The sequence below is a fragment of the Kitasatospora kazusensis genome (genome assembly GCF_039529945.1).
Lineage (GTDB): Bacteria > Actinomycetota > Actinomycetes > Streptomycetales > Streptomycetaceae > Kitasatospora > Kitasatospora kazusensis.
This window is the reverse complement of the sequence record NZ_BAAANT010000001.1, coordinates 259,476-274,717: the sequence shown is the minus strand read 5'-3', so window position 1 is coordinate 274,717 and position 15,242 is coordinate 259,476. Positions and strand designations below refer to the sequence as shown.

The following is a 15,242-nucleotide window of genomic DNA, read 5'->3' as shown; positions in this document are numbered from 1 at the left end:
GCGGGAGCCGCTCCTGCGTACCGGTTCGGAACACACGTCCGAATCGGTCCGGCAGGGCGCCACAGACCTGGCACGATGGGCCGAGCAGCATGAGCCGACAGTGGGAGCGCACGTGGCGAAGACGCGTCCTGGAGTGGTGGTCACCGGTCTGACCCTGGGAGCCCTGGCAGCAGTGAGCCTGCTCGCCTTCCAGGCCGACGGCGCCGTCACCCGCACGCCCGCGGCCGCGCCCGCGGCCAGTGCCGCCGCGGCCTCGCCCTCCCCCACCGCCGAGCCGGGCCCGGCCGTCGCCGCCCTGCCCGCCGTATCCGGCAGCGGCCGACGGGTGGTCTACTCCACCGGCCTGCACCAGGTCTGGCTGGTCGACCCGAAGAAGACCCCGCCGGTCCAGGGCGCGTTCAAGGTCACCCCCGGCACCGTGGAGCCGCTCCCCGGCAGCTACTCGGTCTACAGCCGCGCGGCGGCGGGCACCGGCACCGACGGACTCTCCATCGAGCACGTCATCCGCTTCGTCCAGCAGGGCAGCACCGTCTTCGGTTTCAGCGCCGCGGTCGACCCGTCCCCCGCGACACCCCCCGCCGACACCACCCCGAAGAAGACCGGCGGCATCCGCTCGAACCGCGCCGACGGCCAGGCCCTCTGGGACTTCGCCCCCACCGGCACCCGGGTCACCGTCATCCCGTGACCAGGCCCGGCCGGGGGCCCGGCGCCGGGCCTCAGGCCGCCTTCGGCGCGGCCGGGAAGGGCTTCGGGCCGGCCGGCAAGGGCTTGGGTGGGGTCGACACGGCGGCGGCCGCCGCGCACGCGGCGAGGACGGCGCGTACCGGCGTCTCGGCACGGCCGGATCCGGCGGCCCGCTGCTGCGAAGTGGGCTCCGCAGTGGGGGTGGTGCTCGACATGGCGCCTCCCTAGTTAGGCATACCTAACCGCAGCACCCATCCCACCATGCCGGGACGCCCGGTCGCAACACCTTGCCGACAGCCTGTCGGAAACCTACCGCCGGGGAGCCCGGACGTCACCCAATCCGGTGAGATCCGCGCCGTCCCAGCGGGCACCGAGCCCGGACAGGGTCACCTCGCGCGGGTCGGAGTCGTCCGTGGCGGTGCCGCCGACGGCCCGCTCGATCCGGACCTCCAGGCGGTCGTCGCTCAGCTGCTCGACCTTGCCCTCGCCCCACTCGACCACCACCACCGACTCCGGCAGCGAGACGTCGAGGTCGAGGTCCTCCATCTCGTCCAGCCCGCCGCCCAGGCGGTACGCGTCCACGTGCACCAGAGCGGGCCCGCCGGTCAGGGACGGGTGCACCCGGGCGATCACGAAGGTCGGCGAGGTCACCGCGCCGCGCACCCCGAGCCCCTCGCCCAGGCCCCGGGTCAGCGTGGTCTTGCCCGCACCCAGCTCGCCGGAGAGCAGCACCAGGTCGCCCGGGCGCAGCAGCGCGGCGAGCTCCCGGCCGAGCCGGCTCATCCGCTCGGGGGTGGCGACGGTGAGGGTGGTCTGCGAACCCATCGGGGTCTCGGTGTCCTTCCGGAGAGGGGTCATCATTCGGCCAGGGCGGCGGGCACGGCCGCCAGGTCCCGGACGGCCTGCGGGAGCGGCGCCGCGCCCGCGTGCCCGGCGGCGCGCAGCAGCAGGGCCGCGAGCCGCTGGTCCACCAGGGCGGGGCACTCCAGCATCACCAGGTGCCCGGCGTCCTGGACGAGCACCAGCTCGGCGTCGGGCAGCGCCCGGGCGATCGCCTCGCTGTACTCGGGCGGGGTGAGCAGGTCCCTGGTGCCCGCCAGGACGAGGGTCGGGACGCCGGTCAGGGCCGCCAGCGCGGCGGTCTTCTCGTGCGCGGCGAAGGCGGGGTAGAACTCGGCGACCACGTCGATCGGGGTGGCGTCCAGCAGCTGCTCGGCGAACCGGACGACGCCCGGGTCCACGTCCTTGGTGCCGAAGGAGAACCGGCGGTAGAACACGCCGGTGAGGTCGGCGCCGAGGCGTCTGGTGGCCTCCACCAGCTCGACCTGGCGGCCGAGCAGCTTCACCACGCCGGGGGCCAGCCGGCGCACCAGTTTGGCGCCGGCGGCGGGCAGGCCGAGCGTGACGGAGTTCCAGTCCCCGGCCAGGGTGCCGACCAGCGCCACCCCGGCGACGCGGTCGCGGAACAGCCCGGGGTGCTGGTCGGCCAGTGCCATCACGGTCATGCCGCCCATGGAGTGGCCCACCAGCACCAGCGGGCCCTCGGGGGCGACGGCGTCCAGGACGGCCTTGAGGTCGCCGCCGAGCTGGTCGATCCCGGCGGGCTCCCCCGCCAGGTACGAGCGCGAGCGCTCGGAGCGGCCGTGGCTGCGCTGGTCCCAGAACACCAGCCGCACGCCGTCGCCCACGGCCTCGCGCAGGGCGGCGCGCTGGAAGTGCCAGCTGTCCTGGCTGAGGCAGTAGCCGTGGCAGAACACCACGGTGAGCGGCGGCGCGGCCGGTGCGGGCGGTGCGGGCGGCTCCACCGCGACGGGCGGCTGCGCGGGCGCCTCGGTGCGCCACCGCGCGAACCAGCCCCGCCGGGGCTGGCCCTCCTCCGGCGAAGGCGAGGGCGCGGGTGCGGGTGCGGGTGACGGTGCCGATACGGATACCGGTACGGACGCGGGCACCCGCAGCCCGGTGCCGTCCAGCTCGACGTAGAGCCCGGTGCCGTCGGGGGCGGCGACCGTACGCGGCCTGCCGCGCAGCGAACCGTACGGCGCGGCCGCGTCCAGCTCCTCCTGGGCCCGGCGGCGCATCGTCCGTCCGACGGTCAGGCGCTCTATCGCCACCCCGGCGGCGGCCCCGGCGGCGACCACGCCGACCGAGATCCCGATCAGCCCGGCCCGGCTCACCCCGGCCGAGGCGGTCTCGGCCGCGCGCGCGACGGCGGCGACGGCGACGGCGCTGACCGGACCACCACCGGCCGGGCCGCTGCCGACCGGGTTGCCGACGGGCTCGCTCATGCCCCGCTGCCGCCCACGTACCGGCGGGGCACCCGGGCCCCGATCCGGGTCACGATCTCGTACGAGAGGGTGCCGCAGGCCCGGCCCCAGTCCTCGGCCGTGGGCTCGCCGTTCCCGCCGGGGCCGAAGAGCAGCACCGGCTCGCCGACCTCGGGCGTGTCGCCGCCGAGGTCGACGACGAACTGGTCCATCGCGACCCGTCCGGCGATCGTCCGCCACTTGCCCGCGACCTGGACCGGCCCGCTGCCGCTGGCATGGCGCGGGATGCCGTCCGCGTACCCGACCGGGACCAGGCCGAGGGTGGTCTCGCCGGGGGTGACGTAGTGGTGGCCGTAGCTGACCCCGTGGCCGCCGGGCACCGTCTTGACCAGCGCCAGCCGGGCCGTCAGCGACATCACCGGGCGCAGCCCGAAGTCCGCCGGGGCGCCGACCTCGGGCACCGGCGAGAGGCCGTACATCGCCAGCCCGGTCCGGCAGAGGTCGTAGTGCGACTGCGGCAGCAGCAGCGTCGCCGGGGAGTTCGCCAGGTGCCGGACCTCGGGACGGACCCCGGCCTGCTCCGCGTACCCGAGGGCGGCGGCGAAACCGTCCAGCTGGGCCTGGATCGACGGGTGGCCGGGCTCGTCGGCGGCGGCGAAGTGCGACCAGAGGCCGACCACCTCGATCAGCCCCTCGGCCTGCGCGCGCAGCGCGGCGGCCACCAGCTCCGGCCAGTCGCGCGGCTGGCAGCCGTTGCGGCCGAGACCGGTGTCGGCCTTCAGGTGCACCCGGCCGGGCACGCCGGTCTCCCGGACGGCCCGGACCAGCTCGGCCAGTGCCCAGAGCGCGCTGACCGACACGTCGATCCCGGCCCGCAGCACCTGCTGCCAGGGGCCGCCCGGCGTCCACAGCCAGCACAGCACCCGGGCCTGCTCGGGCCCGATGCCGGCCGCCCGCAACGCGAGCGCCTCCTCCGGCGTGGCCGTACCGAGCCAGTTCACCCCGGCCGCTACCGCCTCCCGGGCACACCGGACCGCGCCGTGGCCGTAGGCGTCCGCCTTGACCACGGCCATCAGTGCCGAGGCACCGGTACGCTCCCGCAGCGCCGCGAGGTTTCCCCGCAGCGCCGCCAGGTCGATGGTCGCCTCGGCGCGCACCCCGTCGGTGAGGGTGGCCGTCCCGGTCGTGTTCGCAGTTGTCATCGCGTATCAGTCTCCCAGACCCGCGCACCGGCGAACGCCCCGCCATGCGCCCCCACGAGCACGGCGAGCCCGAACGCCTCCCGCGGAACCGTAGGCACACGATGAGCCACTACAGGGGCGCGTGGGGGCACCTCCCGGCCGAAGGCTGGGGGAGAACTGCGCGCACAACCACGCACCTCCGTAAAGCCCTGGCCCCTCCCCCGGACACCGCATCGGCAGGCCCCCCGCCCTCCGGGCTACCCCCGCACCGCGCCCCAGGCCCCCGGCAGCGCCCGCGCCACCTCCGTCGCGGTGACCGGAACGCCTCCCGCGGAGGCCTCGCGGCCGGCCAGCCCGTGCAGGTAGGCGGCGGCCGTGGCCGCGTCGAGCGGGTCGAGTCCGGCCGCGAGCAGCGAGCCCGCCAGTCCGGCCAGTACGTCGCCGCTGCCGGCCGTGGCCAGCCAGGGGGTGCCGGTCGGGTTGACCCGGACGGCACCGCCGGGCGCGGCGATCACCGTGGTCGAGCCCTTGAGCAGCACCGTCGCCCGGTACGCGGCGGCCAGTCGCCGGGCGGTCGCCAGCCGGGCGGCGGCGAGGTCGTCGGCGGCGGGCGGCGCCTGGCCCGACACGCCGGCCAGCAGCCGGGCCGCCTCGCCGGTGTGCGGGGTGAGCAGGGTCGGCGCGGTGCGTCCGGCCAGTGCGGCGGGGCCGGTCCGGGCCAGTTCGGTCAGCCCGTCGGCGTCCACCAGGACGGGGACGGGGCTCGCCAGGGCCTCGGCGAGGGCCTGGGCCGCGCCCTCGCCGCTCCCGGGGCCGACCACCCAGGCCTGCACCCGCCCGGCCGCCGCCGGACCGCCCTCGCTCACCAGCGTCTCGGGGAAGCGCCGCACCACCTCCTCGGCGGCCCGCCCGGCGTACCGGACGGCGCCCGCGCCGCCCCGCAGCGCCCCGGCCACCGCGAGCACCGCCGCGCCGGGGTAGCGCGCCGATCCGGCGGCGATCCCAACCACCCCGCGCCGGTACTTGTCGCTCTCGGCGGAGGGGGCGGGCAGCAGCGCGGCCAGATCGGCGTGCTGCCACGCCTGCACCGCCGGCTCGGGCAGCGTCAGCCCGATGTCCACCAGGTGCACCACGCCCGCGTACGAGGCCCCGGGGTCGACCAGCAGCCCAGGCTTGTACGTGCCGAAGGCCACCGTGACGTCCGCCCGCAGCGCCACCCCGGGCACCTCGCCGGTGTCCGGGTCGACCCCGCTGGGCACGTCCACGGCCACCACCGGGCCCCGGCGCTCCAGCGCGGCGTACGGCTGTGCCTCGGGCCGCAGGCCGCCCCGGCCGCCGATCCCGACGATGCCGTCCAGCACCAGGTCGGCCCGGCCGAACTCGCCCTGGTCCGCCGTCACCCGGCCGCCCGCCGCCAGCAGCGCGGCCAGCCCGGCGGCGTGCACCCGCTCGGGGGCGAGCAGCACGGCCCGTACCGAGGCGCCGCGCCGCGCCAGCAGCGCCCCCGCGTGGAGCGCGTCGCCGCCGTTGTCGCCGCTGCCGGCCAGCACCAGGACGCGGCTGCCGTACACCCTGGGCAGCAGCCGGGCGCAGGTCGCGGCCAGCCCGGCGGCGGCCCGCTGCATCAGGGTGCCCTCGGGCAGCCGGGCCATCAGCACGGCCTCGGCGGCCCGGACCTGTTGGACGGTATGGGCCCGGCGCATCCGGTCCTCCTCGACGCTAGCCTTCGGCGATCACCACGGCCGACGCTACGCCCGCGTCGTGGCTGAGCGATACGTGCCACGACTTGACGCCCAGTTCGGCCGCGCGCGCCGCGACCGTCCCGGTCACCCGCAGCACCGGGCGGCCGGAGTCCTCGGTGTGCACCTCGGCGTCCGTCCAGCGCAGCCCTGCGGGTGCCCCGAGTGCCTTGGCGAGCGCCTCCTTCGCGGCGAACCGCGCCGCCAGCGAGGCGGCGCCACGCCGCTGCCCGGACGGCAGCAGCAGCTCGGCCTCGGTGAACAGCCGCTGCGCCATCCCGGGGGTCCGCTCCAGCGAGGCCCCGAACCGGTCGATCCCGGCCACGTCGATCCCGACTCCGATGATCATGAAGTACCTCGCACAGCAGACCTCCGCAGGACAGCGGGCCGGACATGGGAAGGGGAGGGCGCGGCACCGGCGCCCTCCCCATGATCGTGCACCGGCTACTCGACGGTGACGGACTTCGCCAGGTTGCGCGGCTGGTCCACCTCGTGGCCCTTGGCCGTGGCCAGCTCGCAGGCGAAGACCTGGAGCGGGACGGTCGACACCAGCGGCTGGAGCAGGGTCGACGTGGCGGGGATCCGGATCAGGTGGTCGGCGTACGGCGCGACGGCCTCGTCGCCCTCCTCCGCGATCACGATGGTCCGGGCGCCACGGGCGCGGATCTCCTGGATGTTGGAGACGATCTTGTCGTGCAGGATCGACCGGCCGCGCGGCGACGGGACGACCACGACCACCGGCAGGCCCTCCTCGATCAGCGCGATCGGGCCGTGCTTCAGCTCGCCCGCCGCGAAGCCCTCGGCGTGCATGTACGCCAGCTCCTTGAGCTTGAGCGCACCCTCCATGGCGACCGGGAAGCCCACGTGCCGGCCGAGGAACAGCACCGACTTCGCGTCCGCCAGCGAGCGCGCCAGCTCGCGCACCGGCTCCATGGTCTCCAGGACCTGCTCGATGTGGGTCGGCGCGTCGCCGAGCTCCTTGATGACGGCGAGGATCTCGTCGCCCCACTTGGTGCCGCGCACCTGGCCCAGGTACAGCGCCACCAGGTAGCAGGCCACCAGCTGGGTCAGGAACGCCTTGGTCGAGGCGACCGCCACCTCGGGCCCGGCGTGCGTGTAGAGCACGGCGTCCGACTCGCGCGGGATGGTCGAGCCGTTGGTGTTGCAGATCGCCAGCACCTTGGCACCCTGCTCGCGCGCGTGCCGCAGCGCCATCAGGGTGTCCATCGTCTCGCCGGACTGCGAGATCGCGATGACCAGCGTGCGGTCGTCGAGGATCGGGTCCCGGTAGCGGAACTCCGAGGCGACCTCGACCTCGCAGGGGATCCGGGTCCAGTGCTCGATCGCGTACTTGGCGATCATGCCGGCGTGGAACGCCGTGCCGCATGCGACGATGACGACCTTGTCGACCCGCCGCAGGTCCGAGGCGGAGATCCGCAGCTCGTCCAGGGTCAGCCGCCCGTCGGTGCCGATCCGGCCGAGCAGGGTGTCGGCGACGGCCTTCGGCTGCTCGGCGATCTCCTTGAGCATGAAGTAGTCGTAGCCGCCCTTCTCGGCGGCCGAGGCGTCCCAGTCCACGTGGTACTCGCGCACCTCGGCCGGGCTGCCGTCGAAGTTGGTGACGGTCACGCCCTCGCGGCGCAGCTCGACCACCTGGTCCTGGCCCAGCTCGACCGCCTCGCGGGTGTACGCGATGAAGGCGGCCACGTCCGAGGCGAGGAAGTTCTCGCCCTCGCCGCGCCCGACCACCAGCGGCGAGTTCCGGCGGGCGCCGACCACCACGTCGGGGGCGTCCGCGTGCACCGCGACCAGCGTGAACGCACCGTCCAGCCGGCGGCAGACGGTGCGCATGGCCTCGGCCAGGTCGCCCTCGTACGCCTCGCCCAGCAGGTGGGCGACGACCTCGGTGTCGGTCTCCGAGCGCAGGGTGTGGCCGCGCTCGGCGATCTCCGCACGCAGCTGCGCGAAGTTCTCGATGATGCCGTTGTGGACGACCGCGACCCGCTGGGAGTCATCCAGGTGGGGGTGGGCGTTGGCGTCCGTCGGGCCGCCGTGGGTGGCCCAGCGGGTGTGGCCGATACCGGTGGTGCCGCCGGGGAGGGGGGTCTCGGCGAGCGACTTCTCAAGGTTCGCGAGCTTGCCGGCCCGCTTGTCCGTGGCGAGGCTCCACTGCCCGTCGGAGCCCTGCGTCTGGACCGAGACACCGGCCGAGTCGTAACCCCGGTATTCCAACCGCCGCAAACCTGTGATCACTACGTCAAGGGCTGAGGATGAGCCCACATAAGCAACAATTCCGCACATGCGAGTCAGCATAAGCGGGGCCCGGGATCACCCTGGTCACGCCGGTCGCGACGCCTAGTGACCGACACCACAGCATCGACAGGACCCGGGACGGCCCACAATGGAGCACGTGCTGACCGAACTCTGTACGCGGGGCGCCCCCTCCACGCCCACCCCCTCCCCGTACGTGGACCTGAGCCGGGCCGAGTGGAGCGCCCTGCGCGAGCGCACCCCGCTGCCGCTCTCGGCCGAGGAGGTGGAGCGGCTGCGCGGTCTGGGCACGGCGCTCGACCTCGACGAGGTCCGGGACGTCTACCTGCCGCTGTCACGGCTCCTGAACCTCTACATCCACGCGACCCACGAACTGCGCGGCGCCCTCGGCACCTTCCTGGACAAGCAGGACACCGAGCAGGTCCGCACGCCGTTCGTGATCGGCGTGGCCGGCTCGGTGGCGGTCGGCAAGTCGACCACCGCCCGCCTGCTGAAAGCCCTGCTGGCCCGCTGGCCCGAACACCCCCGGGTCGAGCTGGTCACCACCGACGGCTTCCTGCTGCCCAACGCGGAGCTGCGGCGCCGGGGACTGATGGCGCGTAAGGGCTTCCCCGAGTCGTACGACCGCCGGGCGCTGATGCGGTTCGTCGCGGACGTGAAGGCGGGCAAGGACCGGGTCTCCGCGCCGGTCTACTCGCACCTGTTCTACGACATCGTGCCGGACGAGCGGCTCGTCGTGGAGCGGCCCGACATCCTCATCGTCGAAGGCCTGAACGTCCTCCAGCCCGCCCTGCCCGGCACCGACGGCCGGACCAGGCTCGCGGTGGCGGACTACTTCGACTTCTCCATCTACGTCGACGCGCGTACCGACGACATCGAGCGCTGGTACCTCGACCGCTTCAAGAAGCTCCGGGACACCGCGTTCCTCGACCCGAGCTCCTACTTCCGCCGCTTCACCGAAGTGCCGGAGGAGGAGGCCCTGGAGTACGGCCGCCAGGTCTGGCGCACCATCAACAAGCCCAACCTGGTGGAGAACGTCCTCCCCAACCGGGGCCGGGCCACCCTGATCCTCCAGAAGGGCGCCGACCACAAGGTCCGCAGGGCCCTGCTCCGCAAGCTCTAGAAGCTCACCGCAACCACAACAGGGGCGCGTGGGGGCACCTCCCAGCCGAAGGCTGGGGGAGAACTGCGCGAAGCCGGAAGGCACCGGACCGTCACTTCCGATTTCGCGCAGTTCCCCGCGCCCCTTGGGTTGGCCCCGACTGTTGAGTCCCCCTGAACATGCGTCAGCGCCCCTCGCCGTGAGCAGGCGAGGGGCGCTGACCCGCACTCAGCCCAAGTGGAGACGTACCGCCTCGGCCAGCCGCTCCGCGACGGCCTTCGCCTGGATCTGGTCCGCCGCCTCGACCATCACGCGGACCAGCGGCTCCGTGCCGGAGGACCGCAGCAGGACCCGCCCGGTGGCGCCCAGCTCGGCCTCGGCCTCGGCCACTGCGGCCTGGAGCTCGACGCAGGTGTCGACGCGGCTCTTGTCGACGCCCTTGACGTTGATCAGCAGCTGGGGCAGCCGGGTCATCACGGCGGCGAGGTCGGCCAGCGACTGCTTGGTGGCCGCCAGCCGGGCACCGAGCATCAGGCCGGTGAGGGTGCCGTCGCCGGTGGTCGCGTGGTCGAGCAGGATGACGTGGCCGGACTGCTCGCCGCCGAGCGCGAAGCCGTGCTGCTTCATCTCCTCCAGCACGTAGCGGTCGCCGACGGCGGTCTGGATCAGTTCGATGCCCTCGCGCTCCATGGCCAGCTTGAAGCCCAGGTTGGACATCACGGTGGCGACGGCGGTGTTGCCGCGCAGCGTTCCGGCCTCGCGCATGGCGACGGCGAGGATGGCGAGGATCTGGTCGCCGTCCACCTCCTCGCCCTCGGCGTCGGCGGCCAGGCAGCGGTCGGCGTCGCCGTCGAGCGCGATGCCGAGGTCGGCGCGGTGTTCACGCATCGCGACGCGCAGCTTGTCCAGGTGGGTGGAGCCGACGCCGTCGTTGATGTTGAGGCCGTTGGGCTCGGCGCCCAGGGTGTAGACCACCTCGGCGCCGGCCCGGGCGAACGCCTCGGGGGCGACCCGGGCGGCCGCGCCGTGCGCGCCGTCGATGACGACCTTGATCCCGTCCAGCCGGTTCGGCAGCACGGCGACCAGGTGGGCGACGTACCGGTCGAAGCCCTCGGTGTACTGGCGGACCCGGCCGACGGCGGCGCCGGTGGGCCGCTTCCAGTCCTCGCCGCCGAGCGCGTAGCGCCGGTAGTGCGCCTCGATGGCGTCCTCGATGGCGTCGTCCAGCTTGTGCCCGCCGCGCGCCAGGAACTTGATGCCGTTGTCGGGCATCGCGTTGTGGCTGGCGGAGAGCATCACGCCGAAGTCGGCGCCGAGCGAGCCGGTGAGGTACGCCACGGCGGGGGTCGGCAGCACGCCGACCTTGAGCACGTCCACCCCCGCGCTCGCCAGTCCGGCGATCACGGCGGCCTCCAGGAACTCCCCGGACGCGCGCGGGTCGCGGCCGACCACGGCGACCGGGCGGTGCCCTTCGAAGGCCCCGGCGTCGCCGAGCACATGTGAGGCCGCCACCGAGAGGCCTAGCGCCAGTTCGGCGGTCAGCCCTTCGTTGGCCACACCACGTACGCCGTCCGTACCGAAGAGTCGTCCCACAGCCTGGTCCTCCGTCATGCCGCCCGTACCGAATTTCCTCTGTCTCCCCGGCCTCCGCACAGGCTCGGGAAGAGAAAAGCACGACGCCCCGGAGCACACAGGGTGCTCCGGGGCGTACGACTGCACCCAACGGGGGTGCGAACCATCGCAGATGGTACGCCCCCCGGCGGAGGTGCTTAGCGCTTGCTGTACTGCGGGGCCTTGCGGGCCTTCTTGAGACCGGCCTTCTTGCGCTCGACGGCACGCGCGTCACGCATCAGGAAGCCGGCCTTCTTCAGGGCGGCGCGGTTGTTGTCCTGGTCCGCCTCGTTCAGGGCGCGGGCCACGCCGAGGCGCAGCGCGTAGGCCTGACCGGAGACGCCGCCACCCGAGATGCGGGCGACAACGTCGTAGCGGCCGTCGAGCTCAAGGAGCTTGAACGGCTCGTTGACGGTCTGCTGGTGCACCTTGTTGGGGAAGTAGTTCTCCAGGGTGCGACCGTTGATCTTCCACTTGCCGGTGCCCGGGACGATCCGCACGCGGGCGATCGCCTCCTTGCGACGGCCGAGGCCGGCGCCGGGGATGGCCTCGCCGAAGCGGCCGGCGAGCGACTCGGAGGTGTAGGTCTCCTCCGAGGTGAACTCCTCGACGCCCTCGGCGTCGAAGTCGACCTCAACCTCAAGGGGGGTCTCAATGGCAGTCTCGGCCACGGTGTTCCTCAGCTTCTCAGTGATGGGGGGGCTTGTGGCCGGAATTACTGCGCGACCTGGGTGATCTCGAACGGCACCGGCTGCTGGGCAGCGTGCGGGTGCACATCGCCCGAGTAGACCTTCAGCTTCGAGAGCATCTGGCGGCCCAGGGTGTTCTTGGGGATCATGCCCTTGATGGCCTTCTCGACGGCCTTCTCGGGGTTCTCGTCCATGAGCTTGTCGTAGCGCACCGAGCGGAGACCGCCCGGGAAACCGGAGTGGCGGTAGGCCAGCTTCTGGTTCTTCTTGTTACCGGACAGGTGCACCTTGTCGGCATTGATGATGACGACGAAGTCACCCATGTCCATGTGCGGCGCGTAGATCGCCTTGTGCTTGCCCCGGAGGAGGTTGGCGGCCTGGGAGGCCAGGCGGCCGAGCACGACGTCTTGCGCGTCGATGACGTACCACTGACGGGTGACGTCGCCGGGCTTGGGGCTGTACGTACGCACGGTCGTAGCCTTCGCTTTTCAGTGAGTGTGTCCTGACAGGAGCACCTGGCGAAGAGATCAGCCCGGTCCCGCTTAGGACGCAATCCAAGGGGGAGCCGCTGGTCATCGGCCTGGTGTCTCCGGCGTACCGACCTCTCACGTGAGATGGAGCGAGCCAATACGCACAACAAGCGCCCAGCCTACCGGGCCATGCCCGAGGGGTCAAAAACGGTCGGCGGCCACGTCCCGTTCACACCCCGTCCAGGCCCGCCGATCCGGGCCGGCGGTCCGGATCGGCGGGCCTGCGGGCGGCGGGCCCGCTCAGCGGTCGCGGACCACCCGGGCCTCGTCCCAGACCGGCTCGGGCGCCTCGTAGACCCGGCCGTCCGAGCCGAAGACCAGGAAGCGGTCGAAGGTCCGGGCGAACCAGCGGTCGTGGGTCACGCACAGGACAGTGCCGTCGAAGGCCTCCAGGCCCTCCTGCAGCGCCTCGGCGCTCTCCAGGTCCAGGTTGTCCGTCGGCTCGTCCAGCAGCAGCGCGGTGACGCCGGAGAGCTCCAGCTTGAGGATCATCAACCGGGCCTGCTGGCCGCCGGAGAGCGACTCGAACTTCTGCTCCTCCTGCTTGTCCAGCTCGTACCGGCGCAGCACGCCCATCGCGGCCTTGCGGTCGAGCGCGTGCTCCTCCTCGACGATCGACCGGACGGTCCGGCCGAACAGCTCGGGGTGGGCGTGGGTCTGCCGGAAGTGACCGGGGACGACCCGGGCGCCGAGCTTCCAGCTGCCGGTGTGCTTCACCGACTCGTCGCCCGCCAGCATCCGCAGGAAGTGCGACTTGCCGGAGCCGTTGGAGCCGAGCACCGCGACCCGCTCGCCGTAGAAGACCTCCAGGTCGAAGGGCTTCATCAGGCCGGAGAGCTCCAGCTTCTCCAGGGTGATCGCGCGGACGCCCGTCCGGCCGCCCTTGAGGCGCATGGAGATGGACTGCTCGCGCGGCGGCTCCTCCGGCCGGCCGGCCTCCTCGAACTTCTTCAGCCGGGTCTGCGCGGCGGCGTAGCGGGTGGCCAGCGCGTGGCTGATCGAGGCCGCCTGGCGCAGGGTGACGACCAGCTTCTTGAGCTTGGCGTGCTCCTCGTCCCAGCGGCGGCCCAGCTCCTCGAAGCGGGCGAAGCGCTCCTTGCGGGCCGCGTGGAAGGACTCGAAGCCGCCGCCGTGCACCCAGACGCTGCTGCCGCCGCCCCCGAAGCCCGACTCGACGCTGATGATCTTGTCGGCGGCGCAGGAGAGCAGCTCACGGTCGTGCGAGATGAACAGCACGGTCTTCGAGGTGGCCTTGATGGCCTCCTCCAGCCAGCGCTTGCCCGGGACGTCCAGGTAGTTGTCCGGCTCGTCGAGCAGCAGCACCTCGTCCGGACCGCGCAGCAGCGCCTCCAGGACGAGCCGCTTCTGCTCACCGCCGGAGAGCGTGTTCAGGCCGCGGAACTGGGCCCGGTCGAAGGGCATGCCGAGGGCCGCCATGGTGCAGACGTCCCAGGTGGTCTCGTAGTCGTAGCCGCCGACGTCCGCCCAGTCGGAGAGCGCCTGCGCGTACGCCATCTGCGACTTCTCGTCGTCCTGGGCCATCATCGCCAGCTCGGCGGCGTCGACGGCCTTCGCGGCCACCGCGATCCGGGTGGGGGCCACCGAGACCAGCAGGTCGCGGACGGAGGCGTCCGGCGCCAGTGCGCCCGGGGTCTCGCGCTGGTCCTCACGGCCGGTGGTCCCGACGAACTGGCGCATCACGCCCAGCCCGCCGCTCACCGTGACGGTGCCGCCGTGCGACTGGGTGTCCCCCGCGATCATGCGCAGCAGGGTGGTCTTGCCGGCGCCGTTGGCGCCGACCAGCGCGACGGCGGCGCCCTCGCCGACCCGGAAGGACGCGTCGTCGAACAGCACCCGCCCGTCCGGCAGGTAGTACTCAAGGTGCGAAATCTCGACGTGTCCCATGCATCGGATTTTGCTACGACCGACCCCCTGGGCCCAAACGGATTAGCCGGTGGCCGGGCATCGGCTCGGCCACAGAACGGCCGACCTGGCGGCTCGTCAATGCGATAGCACTACAATCCCGGCTCATGAGCGACGCATCAGACTCCCAGCCTCCCGTCGAGAGGACGCAGCCCGCTGAGGGTCTGCCGCAGCCCCAACAGTCTCAGGAACCCCAGGCGCCCCAGGCCCAGTCGCCCTGGCCGTATCCGCAGCAGGGGGGGTTCCCGCAGCAGCAGGGATTCCCCCAGCAGACCCCGCCGCAGACCCCCGGCTTCCCCCAGCAGGGATTCCCCCAGCAGGCCTACGGGCAGGAGACGCCGCAGACCCCGGGCTTCCCCCAGCAGGGATTCCCGCAGCAGGCCTACGGGCAGGAGGCGCAGCAGCCCTTCCCCGCGCCGGGCTTCCCGACGCAGCCGTCGGCCGAGCCGGACTGGGTCGCGATGGCCCAGGAGCAGGAGAAGTCCAGCAGCCGCCGCAAGCGCCTGTACCTGATCGGCGGCATCGTCCTCGGCGCGGCCGCGCTGGCCGGGATCGTGTTCACCACGATCGCGCTGACCGGCGGCAATGCCGGGAAGGACATCACCACGCTGAACTCGCCGTCCCCCTCGCCGAAGAAGCCGGCCGGCCCCACCACGCCGCTGGACGTCCTCAGCTCGGACACGACGGACACCACCCCGGTGAGCATCGCCACGCTCTTCCCGGCCCCGAAGATCACCGTCGACGGCCGCGACTACCTGCTCACCGCCCACGACACCGACAGCTGCACCAAGGCCGGCGCGCACGGCCTCGGCGAGGCGCTCACCGCCAAGGGCTGCTACCGCGCCTACCGCGTGACGTACGTGAGCGGTCCGAACGAGATCACCGTCGGCGTCTTCGCGTTCCGCGAGGCGGCCGGCGCCACCTCCGCCAAGGCCACGGTCGGGACGGGCACCGTGGCCCCGCTGGTGGCCGGCAAGGTCACGCCGTTCTGCCAGAACGTGGTCTGCCAGACCACCCAGAGCTCGCTCGGCCGGTTCGCCTACTTCACCATCGCCGGGCCCGGGAACGGCAAGCCGTCGCCGGACAACGACCAGGTCGCGGTGCAGGCCGGCCGCGACCTGTCGGCCTCCATCCACGACACCCTGTGGGCCCGGGGGACGGCCGGCCTCGCGAGCCTGACGGCCACCGCGCGCCCGGCGGCGCCGGGCGCGGCCGTCCCCGGCAGCAGCCCGTCGCACTGACCTCCGC

Annotated in this window: 14 protein-coding genes; 3 read left to right on the top strand and 11 right to left on the bottom strand. The window is 73.2% G+C overall.

Annotated elements, in window-relative coordinates; translation table 11 throughout:
* Nucleotides 1-112: 112 nt before the first annotated feature.
* On the top strand, nucleotides 113-685 hold the full coding sequence (locus ABD330_RS01375; RefSeq protein ID WP_344459770.1) for a hypothetical protein: 573 nt from the start codon (nucleotides 113-115) through the stop codon (nucleotides 683-685).
* A gap of 31 nt (nucleotides 686-716) precedes the next feature.
* On the opposite strand, the gene ABD330_RS01370 is transcribed toward ABD330_RS01375, so the two are convergent.
* The 7 genes from ABD330_RS01370 to glmS all read right to left on the bottom strand — a co-directional run bounded on the left by ABD330_RS01370 (nucleotide 717) and on the right by glmS (nucleotide 8,169).
* On the bottom strand, nucleotides 717-899 hold the full coding sequence (locus ABD330_RS01370) for a hypothetical protein (RefSeq protein WP_344459768.1): 183 nt from the start codon (nucleotides 897-899) through the stop codon (nucleotides 717-719).
* 94 nt (nucleotides 900-993) lie between these two features.
* Nucleotides 994-1,545, bottom strand: coding sequence for a tRNA (adenosine(37)-N6)-threonylcarbamoyltransferase complex ATPase subunit type 1 TsaE (gene tsaE, locus ABD330_RS01365; RefSeq protein WP_344459766.1), 552 nt, complete (start codon nucleotides 1,543-1,545; stop codon nucleotides 994-996).
* Nucleotides 1,542-2,969, bottom strand: a complete 1,428-nt coding sequence (locus tag ABD330_RS01360; RefSeq protein WP_344459764.1) for an alpha/beta fold hydrolase — start codon at nucleotides 2,967-2,969, stop codon at nucleotides 1,542-1,544. The genes tsaE and ABD330_RS01360 overlap by 4 nt, the downstream gene beginning before the upstream one ends.
* Complete coding sequence (alr, locus tag ABD330_RS01355) at nucleotides 2,966-4,150, bottom strand: alanine racemase (protein ID WP_344459762.1); 1,185 nt, start codon at nucleotides 4,148-4,150, stop codon at nucleotides 2,966-2,968. Before alr ends, ABD330_RS01360 begins: the two co-directional genes overlap by 4 nt.
* 236 nt (nucleotides 4,151-4,386) lie before the next feature.
* Complete coding sequence (locus tag ABD330_RS01350) at nucleotides 4,387-5,832, bottom strand: NAD(P)H-hydrate dehydratase (protein ID WP_344459760.1); 1,446 nt, start codon at nucleotides 5,830-5,832, stop codon at nucleotides 4,387-4,389.
* Between the two features lie 16 nt (nucleotides 5,833-5,848).
* Nucleotides 5,849-6,217, bottom strand: coding sequence for a holo-ACP synthase (locus tag ABD330_RS01345; protein ID WP_344459758.1), 369 nt, complete (start codon nucleotides 6,215-6,217; stop codon nucleotides 5,849-5,851).
* 95 nt (nucleotides 6,218-6,312) lie between these two features.
* Nucleotides 6,313-8,169, bottom strand: a complete 1,857-nt coding sequence (gene glmS, locus ABD330_RS01340) for a glutamine--fructose-6-phosphate transaminase (isomerizing) (RefSeq protein ID WP_344459756.1) — start codon at nucleotides 8,167-8,169, stop codon at nucleotides 6,313-6,315.
* Between the two features lie 100 nt (nucleotides 8,170-8,269).
* On the opposite strand from glmS, the gene coaA reads away from it, so the two are divergent.
* Entirely contained in the window at nucleotides 8,270-9,262 is a 993-nt protein-coding gene (coaA, locus tag ABD330_RS01335) for a type I pantothenate kinase (RefSeq protein WP_344459754.1), read from the top strand.
* Nucleotides 9,263-9,469: 207 nt separating this feature from the next.
* Here coaA and glmM read toward each other — a convergent pair whose 3' ends face one another.
* The 4 genes from glmM to ABD330_RS01315 form a co-directional block, all read right to left on the bottom strand.
* Nucleotides 9,470-10,834 (bottom strand): phosphoglucosamine mutase, encoded by a 1,365-nt coding sequence (glmM, locus tag ABD330_RS01330; RefSeq protein ID WP_344459752.1) that lies wholly within the window; start codon nucleotides 10,832-10,834, stop codon nucleotides 9,470-9,472.
* A gap of 176 nt (nucleotides 10,835-11,010) precedes the next feature.
* A complete protein-coding gene (gene rpsI, locus ABD330_RS01325; protein ID WP_344459750.1) occupies nucleotides 11,011-11,523 on the bottom strand; it encodes a 30S ribosomal protein S9 in 513 nt (170 codons plus the stop codon).
* Nucleotides 11,524-11,567: 44 nt separating this feature from the next.
* A complete protein-coding gene (rplM, locus tag ABD330_RS01320; RefSeq protein WP_344459748.1) occupies nucleotides 11,568-12,011 on the bottom strand; it encodes a 50S ribosomal protein L13 in 444 nt (147 codons plus the stop codon).
* Between the two features lie 300 nt (nucleotides 12,012-12,311).
* Nucleotides 12,312-13,976 (bottom strand): ABC-F family ATP-binding cassette domain-containing protein, encoded by a 1,665-nt coding sequence (locus tag ABD330_RS01315; protein ID WP_344459746.1) that lies wholly within the window; start codon nucleotides 13,974-13,976, stop codon nucleotides 12,312-12,314.
* A 125-nt stretch (nucleotides 13,977-14,101) separates the two neighbouring features.
* Between ABD330_RS01315 and ABD330_RS01310 the strand changes: the two genes are divergently transcribed.
* Complete coding sequence (locus tag ABD330_RS01310) at nucleotides 14,102-15,235, top strand: hypothetical protein (RefSeq protein ID WP_344459744.1); 1,134 nt, start codon at nucleotides 14,102-14,104, stop codon at nucleotides 15,233-15,235.
* The last annotated feature ends 7 nt before the right edge of the window (nucleotides 15,236-15,242 follow it).

Bases quoted from the DNA above. Each gene is read 5' to 3' on its own strand.
- ABD330_RS01370 (WP_344459768.1), bottom strand. From the start codon at position 899: ATGTCGAGCACCACCCCCACTGCGGAGCCCACTTCGCAGCAGCGGGCC.
- tsaE (WP_344459766.1), bottom strand. From the start codon at position 1,545: ATGATGACCCCTCTCCGGAAGGACACCGAGACCCCGATGGGTTCGCAG.
- ABD330_RS01360 (WP_344459764.1), bottom strand. From the start codon at position 2,969: ATGAGCGAGCCCGTCGGCAACCCGGTCGGCAGCGGCCCGGCCGGTGGT.
- alr (WP_344459762.1), bottom strand. From the start codon at position 4,150: ATGACAACTGCGAACACGACCGGGACGGCCACCCTCACCGACGGGGTG.
- ABD330_RS01350 (WP_344459760.1), bottom strand. From the start codon at position 5,832: ATGCGCCGGGCCCATACCGTCCAACAGGTCCGGGCCGCCGAGGCCGTG.
- ABD330_RS01345 (WP_344459758.1), bottom strand. From the start codon at position 6,217: ATGATCATCGGAGTCGGGATCGACGTGGCCGGGATCGACCGGTTCGGG.
- glmS (WP_344459756.1), bottom strand. From the start codon at position 8,169: ATGTGCGGAATTGTTGCTTATGTGGGCTCATCCTCAGCCCTTGACGTA.
- coaA (WP_344459754.1), top strand. From the start codon at position 8,270: ATGGAGCACGTGCTGACCGAACTCTGTACGCGGGGCGCCCCCTCCACG.
- ABD330_RS01315 (WP_344459746.1), bottom strand. From the start codon at position 13,976: ATGGGACACGTCGAGATTTCGCACCTTGAGTACTACCTGCCGGACGGG.
- ABD330_RS01310 (WP_344459744.1), top strand. From the start codon at position 14,102: ATGAGCGACGCATCAGACTCCCAGCCTCCCGTCGAGAGGACGCAGCCC.